This is a genomic window from Litchfieldia salsa (assembly GCF_900104555.1).
GTDB lineage: Bacteria > Bacillota > Bacilli > Bacillales > Bacillaceae_L > Litchfieldia > Litchfieldia salsa.
Window position 1 is genome coordinate 150129 of the sequence record NZ_FNJU01000005.1, and the last position, 12117, is coordinate 162245.

Genomic DNA, 12117 nt, shown 5'->3' on the forward strand with positions numbered 1-12117 from the left:
GAAATCACTTGGGTTATTACTTATAACACTTATTAAGCTGGATAAGAATCTTCCTACATTAATGTGCTGGGAAAAAAGCCATTTGTATAGCGAAAATCACACCAAAGACATAAATAATAGGATGAACCTCTCTCCCTTTACCACTAACAAGTTTTAAAATTGGATACGTAATAAATCCCATCGCAATCCCTGTTGCAATACTTGAAGTTAATGGCATAGTAAGAATAATCACAAACGCTGGGAAGGCTTCATCAAACTCTTTCCAATTGATCTTAGCTAACCCTTCCATCATAAAACACCCAACAATAATCAACACAGGAGCCGTAATTGCAGGGAGCGAGGATATTGCAGCCATCAATGGTGAAAAGAATAAAGATACCATAAATAACAGAGCAACAACCAACGCCGTTAATCCTGAACGACCCCCAGCAGCTACCCCAGAAGTGGATTCAATATAAGCAGTAGATGGACTCGTTCCTAATGTAGCACCAACTGTTGTTGCAACAGCATCTGCTACTAGTGCTGGTTTGGCTCTTGGAAACTCTCCATTTTTCATAAAACCTGCTTGTTCAGACACACCTATCATAGTTCCTGTTGTATCAAAGATTGTTACAAGTAAAAACGCAAACACGACCGTATATAATCCATTCGTAAATACACCTGCAATATCTATATCAAAAAATACAATCGATGGTGGTGCTGACATCAAACCATCAATTTGTAAAAGATTCATAAAATAACCAATCAAAGCTGTAAGTAACATCCCAATAAACAGGGCTCCCTTTACTTTACGAGCCATTAATATCAATGTAACAAATAAGCCAACAATTGATAATATCGTTCCAGGTGCATGTAAATCACCTAAAGTAACAAAGGTTTCTGGATTCGAGGTCACAATACCAGACATTCTTAAGCCAATGAATGCAATAAATAAGCCGATACCCGACGTAATTCCATATTTTAATGAATTAGGAATTGACTTAATTAATGTTTCTCGAAATTTCGTTAGAGATAAAAGAAGAAACAAAACACCTGCTAAAAATACAGCGCCTAAAACAGTTTGATAGCTTACACCTTGTGTTGCAACAACACTTGTAAAATATGCATTAAGACCCATACCAGGTGCAATCGCAATTGGATATTTCGCAAATAATGCCATAATTAATGTTCCGACCACTGCAGATATAATAGTTGCCGTGAATACCTGATCAAACGGGATCCCAGCAGCAGAAAGAATTGCAGGGTTTACGACAAGAATATAAACCATTGTTAAGAAGGTTGTTGCACCTGCTAATACTTCAGTTTTAACATTTGTTCCTAATTGTTTTAAGTTAAATAAGCGTTCCATATGTCCTCCTAAAATATAAAAATTCCCAACAACAAAAATGGGTAGACTTATCCACCCATTCGTAGTCAGGAATTTTCGGTACCCGGTAGAAACTCTCAGACCTTCATACTGAGAATATACGAATGAACTAATTCACTTACAGATAATTTTATGCTCCGAAGGTTATATTAAACGAACACTAATAGGATGTCAATGATAAATGTTCGTTTTTTAGACACCTAGATCAATTATTTTAAATAAAAGAGTGCCATATTACCTCTCTTCATTAGGAGAAGCTTATATGGCACTCTGATTAGTTAATTACTACGTAGTGCTACACGACGAATCTTACCTGAATCTGTTTTAGGAAGAGACTCAATAAATTCTATGATTCTCGGATACTTATAAGGAGCAGTAATATTCTTAACAAATTGCTTAAGATCGTTGCCTAATTGATCTGTTCCTTCAATACCATCTTTTAGTACTACAAAGGCTTTTACTACATTTCCTCTAATTGAATCTGGAGATGCAACAACAGCACATTCCTTGACAGAATTATGTTTCATTAAAGCATCTTCCACTTCAAACGGCCCAATTGTGTACCCAGAACTGATAATAACATCATCATTTCTACCTTGGAACCAATAGTAATTATCTTCATCTTTTGAAGCTCTATCACCTGTTAAAAAGTAATCACCAACATAAGAAGACATCGTACGCTCATGATCCTTATAATATAATTCAAAGAGAGCAGGAAAGTCTCTTCTTACAGCAATTGTTCCTACTTCATTTACAGGTACAGGTTGGCCATTTTCATCTACAATTTCCATAAATTCCTTCAAGAGTGGCTGTCCCATTGAACCTGTCTTTTCAATTCGCTCATTTAAGTTAGCAATGAGAAGAGTGCTTTCAGTCTGTCCATATCCATCACGAATCTGAATATTAAAGTTGGTTGAAAACACATCAATTACTTCACGATTTAATGGTTCACCAGCAGACACCGCTGTATGCAATTGATTTAGGTTGTAGTTAGCAATCTCATCATGCTTAGCCATCATCCGATATTCTGTAGGAGTGCAGCATAAGACATTAATCTTTTTATCCTGTAGTAATTGCAGGTATTTTCCAGGCTGAAATTTTCCATGATATACATATCCTGTAGCTCCAGACCCGAGTATGGACAATAATGGGCTCCAAACCCACTTTTGCCAACCAGGGGCAGCAGTTGCCCAAACCGTATCCTTCTCGCTAATATTTAACCACTTTCCAGCAGCTATTCGTAAATGGGCGTAACCCCACCCATGGCTATGTACGACTCCCTTAGGCATTCCTGTTGTTCCAGATGTATAAGCAAGAAATGCATAATCATCCTTACGAGTTTCCACAGTGTTAAATGATTCAGATTCAGCAGATATAATGCTTTCAAGTGAAAGCCAGTCTGAAACCTCTTTACCAAAGACTATTCTATGTTGTAAAAATGGAGTATCTTCACTTATCTTCTCAAATTCAGTAACATATGGATGGTATGTAATAATGGCTTTTGCTTCTGAATGATTTAATCGATATACAAGATCCTTTGATCTTAATAATTCTGAAGATGGGCTAATGACAACCCCAGCCTTCAAGCATGCCAAATAAATAACATAGGACTCTATTAAACGAGTTGTCATCACAACAACACGATCACCCTTTTCTATACCTAGTGTTCTTAGGCCATTGGCAAGTTGGTTTGACTTTTTAATTAACTCAGCATAGGTCACTGATTTTTGTTCTCCAGACTCATCTTCCCAAATCAATGCCAGTTTTTGATCTGAATAATGCTTGTCAATCTCATTTGCTATATTATACTTTTCTGGTGTTAATAAAGTGCTTAAATCCAAGTTTAACCAACCTCAATTCTTCTTTTTTACTAACTAAATTTTCTTTAACTTTAATTCAGTATATATTCAATGATATGACATATAGTAAAAAAAAGTAAAGTTATAGACACTATGTAAAATGTGTCTTTTTAAAAAGCTCGAAAAGGTGACACATTTTGAATTTTAGATAATCAAAAAAGGAGCACCATTATTATGGAATACTCCTAGTCAATGTTATATTACTCTTTCGTAAATTCCTTTGTACTTCTGACCGTATCAATTGGTCGTACCATTTTTTCTATTTCTTCTCGTTTTGATTCAAGAAATGGAGGAAGTGATAATTTTTCTCCTAGTGTTTCGTATGGTTCATCTCCCATAAATCCTGGGCCGTCTGTAGCAAACTCAAATAATATTTGTGGTGCAACTCTAGCATATAAGGATTTAAAGAAGTAACGGTCAACATACCCTGATGTTTGAAAGCCAAAGCTTTCCAAACGTTTTGTCCATTCATCTAAGACAGCACGATCCTCAATTCTAAATGCCACATGGTGTACTGTTCCAAATCCTTGTCTCGCTGAAGGCAAGGTTTCGTTATGCTCTACAACCACTTGTGCCCCATTGCCACCTTCTCCTACTTCAAATAAATGCAATGGCCCGCTCTTATCAATCTCTTTAAATAATAAAACCTTTTCCATCACTTCTTTAAAATAATCAAAATGAGCAATTCGAATATAAATGGGACCTAAGCCAGTTATAGCGAATTCAATTGGAATTGGACCATTTTTCCATGGAGTCCCTGATGCAACTCCTTCATTGTTTTCATCGGAAACTAATTGATATTGTTGATCATCAAAATCAACGAATGATAGAGTCTTTTTCCCAAATTGTTCTATTATTCCAGTATGCTTTATCTCCAGGCGATTAAAACGCTTCTCCCAATAGTCTAATGCTGCATCACTTGGAACTCGAAAAGATGTTTTAGAAATTTCGTTCGTTCCATGTTCACCTTTTGAAATCCCAGGAAAATCAAAAAATGTCATATCTGTTCCTGGGCTTCCAGTGTCATCTGCAAAGAAAAGATGATAGGTCTGAATATCATCTTGGTTTACCGTTTTTTTAACCAATCGCATACCTAAAACATATGTGAAAAATTCATAGTTCTTTTCAGCACTACTTGTAATAGCTGTAACGTGGTGTACTCCTTTTAAATGGTTCATTTCTCTTCCTCCAATTACAATTTAATATTTACCTATATTCTTCCCTAAAAGTTGGTATTAGTCATCAATAATTACTTTTAATTAAAATATCTTTAATTCGAGATAAATATAGCATAGCAAAAATACAGTTGTCAAATAGTATCATTGTCTCACCCAAACTGTTAATGCTGCATATAGTTAATAGTATATTTTCAGAAGGAGGATATCATTATGTATTATTATCACCCAGGTTCATACCACCCCATCTACCCTAGATATTACCCAGGTATAAGACAGCAGACACCAGTAGATTCAAATATCTTGTATCAGTCTGCAAACGTATCTAAGAAACTTATGAAAGAAGCAAGTATTGTTCTAGATCGCTTGGCACAATCAAAAGAGTTCGATTCCAAATTAATGTACGCTGCACAAATTTCTGATATCAATGAAGTAAAACGATTAATCCATTCTACTGGTGTTACATCTGATGTAGATGTTTACTATAACCCTGATGGATTACGATTAGAATTCAAATCAAACGTAGAAGCATTAGATTGTTGTAAATTAACGATTACTTTACGCTGGAGATAGTTTAATAGAGAATTGTACTTCATGATTACATGTAAACTGGCTAAAATAAAGTAGTGCCCAATAAAAAAAATCTGTTTAGTTACCTATTTTTTTTCAGTTCCTATGATTTAGGGCACCTATCTCTACTTTGGTGACCTTTTTTCATGACCCAACACCATTTCGGGCACCTATCTCTACTTTGGTGACCTTTTTTTCTGACCCAACATCAATTCGGGCACCTATCTCTACTTTGGTGACCTTTTTTCATGACCCAACTTCATTTCGGGCACCTATCTCTACTTTGGTGACCTTTTTTCATGACCCAACTTCATTTCGGGCACTTATCTCTGTCCTAGATTACTTTAGAGTTAACCCCATCCCATTCCATCTCTATCAATATAAAAAATACCAAACTGCTTCTTTAATCACTCACCTTGACCGTTCACCAAAGTTGCTTTATGGTTACCTAGGTAACTATTTTTCCTATAGGAGTAATTAAAATGAATAATCACGATTTATTTCACTCATTACAGCAAATTTCTAGGAAATTAACAAAGAACCTCAATGAGACTTTAGAGCCATTTGGCTTATATAGCTCACAATGGTCTGTTTTATATGTCTTACATACGAAAGGAATTCTGACTCAAAAACAACTCTGTGATTATTTGTCAGTAGAAGCACCCCCGATGACAAGAACGATACAGAGACTTTTAAAGCAAGGCCTTGTGGAACAAGTCCAGGGGGAAGACCGTAGAGCAAAATATATTCAGCTCACAGCTAAATCAATTGAGGAGTATCCCTCCTGGGAACATGCGGTGTTAGAAATGAACAAAAAACTCATTTCTCAGTTCCCTTTAGAATTACAAAAGGAATTACTTCTATTAATTAACAAATGGCTTCACACCTTTTCAGAAAAATAACGATGGGGGATTATCATCATGACTAAACCAAAATTATGGACGAAGGATTTTTTGCTTGTTTCAATAAGTAATTTATTTCTATTTTTAACTTTCTATTATCTACTTGTAACTCTCCCAGTCTATGCTTTACAGGAAATGCAAGCCAAGGCTTCAGAAGCCGGATTATTAATCACTGTGTTTCTTATCGCTGCCATTATAATTAGACCTTTTGCAGGTAAAGCGATGAGTATATTAGGAAAACGCAAAGTTCTATTCATTTCTCTCATTATCTTTTTTGCCTCTTCTGCTCTCTACTTTTTCCCTGCTTCCATTCATACATTACTGATCCTCCGCTTTTTCCATGGGATTGGTTTTGGAATCGCAACAACAGTGTGTGGAACGATTGTAGCTGATTTAATCCCAAGTTCTAGACGAGGTGAAGGAATGGGATATTACATCATGTCATCAAACCTTGCAATGGTTTTAGGTCCATTTCTCGGGTTAACCATTATGAACCAATGGGGAAAGGAGACAATGTTTACTATTAGTGCACTTTTTGCCTTTTGTACGTTAGTTTTTTCTATTTTTATTAAACTGCCAAATATTCAACCCACCAAAGAGAGTGTTACATCTAAGCAGAGTTTTAATTTAAAGGACTATTTCGAAGCATCAGCAATAAGGATATCGATTGTTGCAGCATTATTTGCTATTGTTTATTCATCTATTCTTTCATTCGTTTCAGTTTATGCCAAAGATCTTGGTCTACAAACAGTTGCGAATTTTTTCTTTGTTATTTACGCACTTGTTCTCTTACTAACAAGACCATTTACAGGGAGATGGTATGATCGATATGGTGCAAATATAATCATTTATCCTTGTATCATTTGTTTTGCGATTGGTATGTATATTTTGAGTCAAACCACAACATCAGCTGTATTTTTGATCGCGGCAGCACTTATTGGACTTGGCTGGGGAACACTGTTTCCAAGCTTTCAAACTATAGCAATTCAAGAAGCTTCACCTGAGCGCAGAGGCCTAGCTACCGCAACATTTTTATCTATCTTCGATTTTGGAATTGGACTCGGTTCATTTATCATTGGATTGGCGGCTGCAAATGTTAAATTTAGCTCCCTTTACTTCTATTGTTCATTATTTATCCTTTTAGGAATTGGTTTTTATTATTTATTACATGGGAAACGAGAAACAATCTCCGTTAATAAAGAGCAAGCACGAAACGCATAATTTCATAAAAAGATGGAGTGTTTCTTAGAAACACTCCATCTTTTTTCATGCGGCTCTATTTATCGATATATCTTTTCGTTCCATTCCAATCCATATCAATCCTAGAATAATGATTACTCCCCCAATTATTTGAGTAAGAAGTATTTTTTCATCAAAAAACAGCGCACCAGCAATTGTCGCAGAAGCAGGAACAAAATATCGGAAAAAGTTCGATTTTGAAGCCCCCACTTTCTTCATCGAAACATTCCAAATGACAAAAGCAGCAACAGTACAAAGTAATACGTTATAACCAATCGCGCTCCAAACTGTTACAGAAAACTGGCTCCATTGAATATCCTGCCACCCAGTTAAAGTAATTGGGAATAAAAAGGCGCTCCCAAACAAGATATACCATGATGTCACTCTCATTGGAGAATACTTTTTCATTAGAGGCATACAAGAAAGATTAAATAAAGCACCGATTAAACTAATCGACAGAGCCAGGAGATTTCCAAGCATATATTGAGAACCCATCTCAAAGCCTTCATCTCCTCCTAAGATGATTAAAGAAACACCGATGAATGCAACAAAGCCCCCAGTTGCTACTCTTAAGGTGAAGCGTTCTTTTATAAATAGAGGAGCAAAAAGAGCAGTAAAAATAGGCCATGGGGCCACATTTAATAAGGAAGCATTAGCGAGAGTCGTAAATTTTATCGAATACATGACGAGAATCTCTAACACCGTTACTCCAAAAAAACCAATAATGGCTAACTTAATCATGTCTCTTTTCTCTACTTTAATACTGCCTTCGGTTATTTTTAAAATCAAAAACAAAATAGGTAACGCAAGACCAAAACGTAAAAAAACAAAAACTTCAGGAGTAAAAACGTCCATTGCAAATCGCGAAATCCCAAAGTTCGCTCCCCAAATAATTGAAACAAAAATAAGACCGATAAAATAAAGTAAATTAGTTTTCATATTGTCTCCCTTATACCCTTTTTTCACTATCCAATAATCGTCTGTATAAATAATAAAATCCCTATACTCATTCTACCTAGATGTCCCTGAATTTAATAGATAATTCCCAATTTATACTGGTAATTTTTTTAGAAAAATGAATGTAAACATAATTATCATCCGTCATGGCAAACTAAATTAGGTATAAATACATTAGAAAAGAGAGATTGCAATGAATGATATTATCTTAATTTTTCTATTACAAATCGTATTAGTTCCTGTGTTATCCCTTAGAATCATCTTTGTTGTTAAAGGTATGAACATTCTTGCGTCGCTTTTTGGCTTCCTAGAAGCACTCATCTATGTTTTTGGTTTATCTATTGTTTTTAGCGGGGACCAAACAGTGGCTGCAATGCTTGTTTATGCATTAGGTTTTGGAATAGGTATACTCATTGGAGGCGTGATTGAAGAGAAGTTGGCCATCGGTTATACAACCCTCACTGTTAATTTACTTTCAAGAAATACTGAACTAATTACCCTTTTAAGAGACAGAGGGTATGGAGTAACCGTGTTCGAAGGAATGGGCAAAGATAGTATTAGATATCAATTACAAATTTTGACTAAAAGAAACTTAGAGGATGATGTCATTAACCTAATTGAACAACATGAACCACATGCTTTTTTTATTGCATATGAACCTAGAAGATTCAAAGGTGGTTATCTTCTGAAATCCATGAAAAAGTCAAAAAGTCCAATGCAGAATTAGGAATCCATTTCTTTCTCCATTGGGCTCTTCTTCACTATTTATTTGCAATAACTTCCAATTGTTCTGAAGGATAGATCGTAATTCCCGGACTTTCTCTCTTTGCAATTTTATACATCGCAAGAGCTACTTTTCGCGCTTCAATTCCCCTTATCTTCCTTAGTGGACCATGAAATAAAAATGAGAAGGTTTTATACACTTTCTCTGCCATCTTTTCACCTAACCTAAATTCTTGGCGATTCCCCATTAAGAGAGAAGGTCTTATAATCGATATTGATTGAAATGGAATTTGAGTTATTTTTTGTTCAAGTTCTCCCTTCATTTTTGAATACCAGATTGGAGAATTTGGATTTGCGTTCATTGAGCTAACTAAAATAAAATGGCTAACTCCCTCTTTACGTGATAACTCCGCTAACTCTAAAGGATATTCTACATCAATCTTATACATTACTTCCTTTGAACCCGCTTTTTTAATTGTGGTTCCAAGACAACAGTAAACATGATCAACAGTAGAAAATAATTGTTTCTCTTTCGATAATTCGTCAAAATTAACGATGTGTTCTTTAAGTTTCGGATGCTGATATGAAAGCGGTGTTCTTACAATCGCAATAATTTCCTCATATTCATCACCTTCTACTAAGATTTCAAGTAAATTTCGACCAACTAACCCACTTGCTCCTGCAATAAGTGCCTTTTTTCCCATTAAACTAATCTCTCCTTAAACACCTTACTTTTATTTATTATACTCTTCTAGTTAAGAGTTACACCAATCAAAGATTCACAAATATAGTGCTAATTCGCACAACTAGATAAAGGTCGACAAAAATAGAAATAATCTGATGAAGGAATCGACAAGGTCAATCTTTAATATATAACGTATGACTACACTAAACAAAGGAGTAGGTGATACGATTGTCAAAGTTATTAACGAGAATGATTGTAAAGGAATATGATATCACCCTTTTTCAAGCACCTTCTTTTCATCAACGGAAGGGCTACAGAGCGATTTATAGATTAACGATCAAAGCTGAATCGCATAAGGATTGCTTACAAACTGTGTTTAGTAAATTTAATGTGCCAGATCGAATTCCTTCAGATTTCAAAGGTAGATTTATAGCAACAGGTGATATTATCTATATTGATGAGGGACTAAGAGGTCAAAATTATTATCAACTCCAACCAGGTGGTTGGAACTTAATTAATCGAATCCATATTAGATAATAATAAGAGCATCAATCTACCGTTAGAGGAAGGTTGAAGCCTCTTATTACTTTGTTATTCTTACAATTCAAACTCCCATTCATCCCTTAGATGTAAATAGAGTGCTAGCAATGTGTTTTCAACGTCTGCTTCACTTCGCCCTTTAGCATCCAACCCGATTTTCGGGAACAGGATATTTGCCACCTTTACTGTTAGTTGTTTTCTTTCAAAGGCCGGTAATTGGAGAAGTCGATTGCTATATGTGTTTATTAGCTTCCAGTCTTTTAATACAAACGATTTTAATATCCATTCCTCTAGCATTAGACTCTCTTTAGAAATCCCTCTTAATTCTATTTCTTTTTCAATAGCTGATTTCTTTCCCTTTTTCTTTTCTTTCCTTTCATGTACGACAATTGTACCGGCAACAAGGTCTCCTATTCTTTTATGCTTTGAATGGAAAAAAATCATTAATATTCCAACCAAATAACCGGTTGGTAGTGAATCAATAATTCTTAAAAGATTTCGAATGAAGCTTGAGAGAATCGTAATACTATGGCCATTTTCCTGAATGACTCGGATTCCAGCAAGTTTCTTTCCAATTGTTCTCCCTCCATTAAAATATTCAAAAGCAAAAAAATATCCCCAGTTAAGAACGAAGATTAGAATAATCGCGATTGCAAGAGGTCCTGTAGTCACGTTTTCAAAGAAAAACAAACCAGGTCCGCCCATAAAAACAAAGAAGGTAATGATTAAAATTAGGCTATTAATTAAAATTAATAAAAGTTGATCAATGATAAATGCAGATGCCCTACTGCCCAAGCCTGCTGCTTGAAATTGAATCGAAACATATTCAGGTGTTTTAATATCGATTTGATCTTGATCCATATAACTTAACCTCGTTCCCTTGTTGAATTGTTTCTATTTAATTACTAAGCTATTATAATATTAAGAAAAGCGCAAGCGCCTTGTTCAGCCCCGACAGGCATAAGGCAAAGCACGTAGGAAATCTTGTTTTCCGTAGTGATTTGACTTATGACCCCGAGGGGCTAGGCGCTGGAGCTAGACACTAAAACTAAGTTCGAAATTTTACTTTCTTAATTTTTAAAAAATACTTCTTTTTCCAGTACATAATTAACATGAATGAAGGTGAGTATATGTCAATAAAACAATTTGTCAAACAACACCGTGAAGAATGGAAGCAGCTTGAACAATTTGTAACCAAGTTCACTAAAAGTCGTAGACAGCTTAATGAAACCGATATTGAAGGCTTTCATCATCTCTATCAGAAAGCAGCACAGCATTTATCATATAGTCAAACCTATTTCCCTAAGGAAGATGTAACACCATACTTAAACGGATTGGTCTCAAAGTCTCATAATTTATTATACAAAGATCAAGTTTCTAGTTTTCAGCAACTTCGCCATTTCTTTACAACTACATTCATTCGGTTATTTATTGAGCAATGGAAATTCATTCTAATTGCAATGATTCTTTTCACAATTGGCGCATTAGGAAGTTTTCTAGCTGTGCAGAATGATCCATTACATATCTATTCGATCTTGCCAAGTAATATTGCCCAAAGCGTTGATCCAGAGCAGCTTGGTAAACAAGATGGTGCAGTTGACTCTTCACTTATGTCAGCTAGTATTATGACCAATAATATTCAAGTCGCTATACTCGCTTTCGCTGGTGGTGTTACCTTTGGGTTATTGACTGTCTACATCTTAATTTATAATGGTCTGCTAGTTGGAGCACTTGCTGCACTCTTTTGGCATTATGGAAAAAGTTATGAGTTTTGGGCCTATATTGTTCCTCATGGAATGATTGAGCTTACAGCCATTTTCATTGCCGGTGGAGCAGGACTATTAATGGGCTATAAGCTCTTTGTTCCTGGGAGCTACTCAAGAGGATATCAGCTAAAATTACAAGCCAAAAGATCTGTCCAATTATTACTAGGAACGATTCCCTTATTCGTAATTGCAGGAGTTATAGAAGGTTTTATCACCCCAGCGGCCATTTCATTAGAAGCTAAGTATATAGTCGCAATGCTAACTGTTGTTGGATTGATTCTATATGTCCTTATCGGAAAACTTATTTTTATAAAAGATAATCCGTCAAATTGAAC

General features: G+C 35.4%; 12 protein-coding genes and 1 riboswitch. Of the genes, 6 read left to right on the plus strand and 6 right to left on the minus strand.

Going from position 1 to position 12117, the window contains the following annotated elements; all coding sequences use genetic code 11:
- Nucleotides 1–58: 58 nt before the first annotated feature.
- From BLQ56_RS12130 to BLQ56_RS12140, 3 genes are all read right to left on the minus strand, one after another.
- Complete coding sequence (locus BLQ56_RS12130; RefSeq protein WP_090854416.1) at nt 59–1348, minus strand: NCS2 family permease; 1290 nt, start codon at nt 1346–1348, stop codon at nt 59–61.
- A gap of 42 nt (nt 1349–1390) precedes the next feature.
- Nucleotides 1391–1490, minus strand: a riboswitch (purine riboswitch).
- A gap of 154 nt (nt 1491–1644) precedes the next feature.
- Nucleotides 1645–3207, minus strand: a complete 1563-nt coding sequence (gene mbcS / locus BLQ56_RS12135) for an acyl-CoA synthetase MbcS (RefSeq protein ID WP_090854420.1) — start codon at nt 3205–3207, stop codon at nt 1645–1647.
- A gap of 218 nt (nt 3208–3425) precedes the next feature.
- Nucleotides 3426–4403, minus strand: a complete 978-nt coding sequence (locus BLQ56_RS12140; protein ID WP_090854423.1) for a ring-cleaving dioxygenase — start codon at nt 4401–4403, stop codon at nt 3426–3428.
- Nucleotides 4404–4613: 210 nt separating this feature from the next.
- Between BLQ56_RS12140 and BLQ56_RS12145 the strand changes: the two genes are divergently transcribed.
- The 3 genes from BLQ56_RS12145 (at nt 4614) to BLQ56_RS12155 (ending at nt 7093) form a co-directional block, all read left to right on the plus strand.
- Nucleotides 4614–4973: a YuzC family spore coat inner layer protein gene (locus BLQ56_RS12145; RefSeq protein WP_090854426.1), complete on the plus strand. Its 360-nt coding sequence runs from the start codon at nt 4614–4616 to the stop codon at nt 4971–4973.
- Between the two features lie 479 nt (nt 4974–5452).
- Nucleotides 5453–5872: a MarR family winged helix-turn-helix transcriptional regulator gene (locus BLQ56_RS12150; protein WP_090854429.1), complete on the plus strand. Its 420-nt coding sequence runs from the start codon at nt 5453–5455 to the stop codon at nt 5870–5872.
- A gap of 18 nt (nt 5873–5890) precedes the next feature.
- A complete protein-coding gene (locus tag BLQ56_RS12155) occupies nt 5891–7093 on the plus strand; it encodes an MFS transporter (protein ID WP_090854432.1) in 1203 nt (400 codons plus the stop codon).
- A 45-nt stretch (nt 7094–7138) separates the two neighbouring features.
- Here BLQ56_RS12155 and BLQ56_RS12160 read toward each other — a convergent pair whose 3' ends face one another.
- Entirely contained in the window at nt 7139–8050 is a 912-nt protein-coding gene (locus BLQ56_RS12160) for a DMT family transporter (protein ID WP_090854434.1), read from the minus strand.
- A gap of 211 nt (nt 8051–8261) precedes the next feature.
- Here BLQ56_RS12160 and BLQ56_RS12165 point away from each other — a divergent pair, with 211 nt between their 5' ends.
- Complete coding sequence (locus BLQ56_RS12165; RefSeq protein WP_090854436.1) at nt 8262–8795, plus strand: DUF2179 domain-containing protein; 534 nt, start codon at nt 8262–8264, stop codon at nt 8793–8795.
- A gap of 34 nt (nt 8796–8829) precedes the next feature.
- On the opposite strand, the gene BLQ56_RS12170 is transcribed toward BLQ56_RS12165, so the two are convergent.
- On the minus strand, nt 8830–9495 hold the full coding sequence (locus BLQ56_RS12170) for an oxidoreductase (RefSeq protein WP_090854439.1): 666 nt from the start codon (nt 9493–9495) through the stop codon (nt 8830–8832).
- A gap of 230 nt (nt 9496–9725) precedes the next feature.
- On the opposite strand from BLQ56_RS12170, the gene BLQ56_RS12175 reads away from it, so the two are divergent.
- Nucleotides 9726–10013: a YodL domain-containing protein gene (locus BLQ56_RS12175; protein ID WP_175490288.1), complete on the plus strand. Its 288-nt coding sequence runs from the start codon at nt 9726–9728 to the stop codon at nt 10011–10013.
- Between the two features lie 60 nt (nt 10014–10073).
- On the opposite strand, the gene BLQ56_RS12180 is transcribed toward BLQ56_RS12175, so the two are convergent.
- The gene (locus tag BLQ56_RS12180) at nt 10074–10877 is read right to left on the minus strand and encodes an RDD family protein (RefSeq protein WP_090854445.1); all 804 of its coding nucleotides are present in this window, start codon (nt 10875–10877) and stop codon (nt 10074–10076) included.
- Nucleotides 10878–11146: 269 nt separating this feature from the next.
- On the opposite strand from BLQ56_RS12180, the gene BLQ56_RS12185 reads away from it, so the two are divergent.
- Nucleotides 11147–12115, plus strand: coding sequence for a stage II sporulation protein M (locus BLQ56_RS12185; protein WP_090854448.1), 969 nt, complete (start codon nt 11147–11149; stop codon nt 12113–12115).
- Nucleotides 12116–12117: the final 2 nt, after the last annotated feature.

Coding starts and splice junctions, on each gene's coding strand:
- BLQ56_RS12140 (WP_090854423.1), bottom strand. CDS start 4,403: ATGAACCATTTAAAAGGAGTACACCACGTTACAGCTATTACAAGTAGT.
- BLQ56_RS12155 (WP_090854432.1), top strand. CDS start 5,891: ATGACTAAACCAAAATTATGGACGAAGGATTTTTTGCTTGTTTCAATA.
- BLQ56_RS12150 (WP_090854429.1), top strand. CDS start 5,453: ATGAATAATCACGATTTATTTCACTCATTACAGCAAATTTCTAGGAAA.
- BLQ56_RS12185 (WP_090854448.1), top strand. CDS start 11,147: ATGTCAATAAAACAATTTGTCAAACAACACCGTGAAGAATGGAAGCAG.
- BLQ56_RS12160 (WP_090854434.1), bottom strand. CDS start 8,050: ATGAAAACTAATTTACTTTATTTTATCGGTCTTATTTTTGTTTCAATT.
- BLQ56_RS12130 (WP_090854416.1), bottom strand. CDS start 1,348: ATGGAACGCTTATTTAACTTAAAACAATTAGGAACAAATGTTAAAACT.
- BLQ56_RS12180 (WP_090854445.1), bottom strand. CDS start 10,877: ATGGATCAAGATCAAATCGATATTAAAACACCTGAATATGTTTCGATT.
- BLQ56_RS12145 (WP_090854426.1), top strand. CDS start 4,614: ATGTATTATTATCACCCAGGTTCATACCACCCCATCTACCCTAGATAT.
- BLQ56_RS12175 (WP_175490288.1), top strand. CDS start 9,726: ATGATTGTAAAGGAATATGATATCACCCTTTTTCAAGCACCTTCTTTT.
- BLQ56_RS12165 (WP_090854436.1), top strand. CDS start 8,262: ATGAATGATATTATCTTAATTTTTCTATTACAAATCGTATTAGTTCCT.
- BLQ56_RS12170 (WP_090854439.1), bottom strand. CDS start 9,495: ATGGGAAAAAAGGCACTTATTGCAGGAGCAAGTGGGTTAGTTGGTCGA.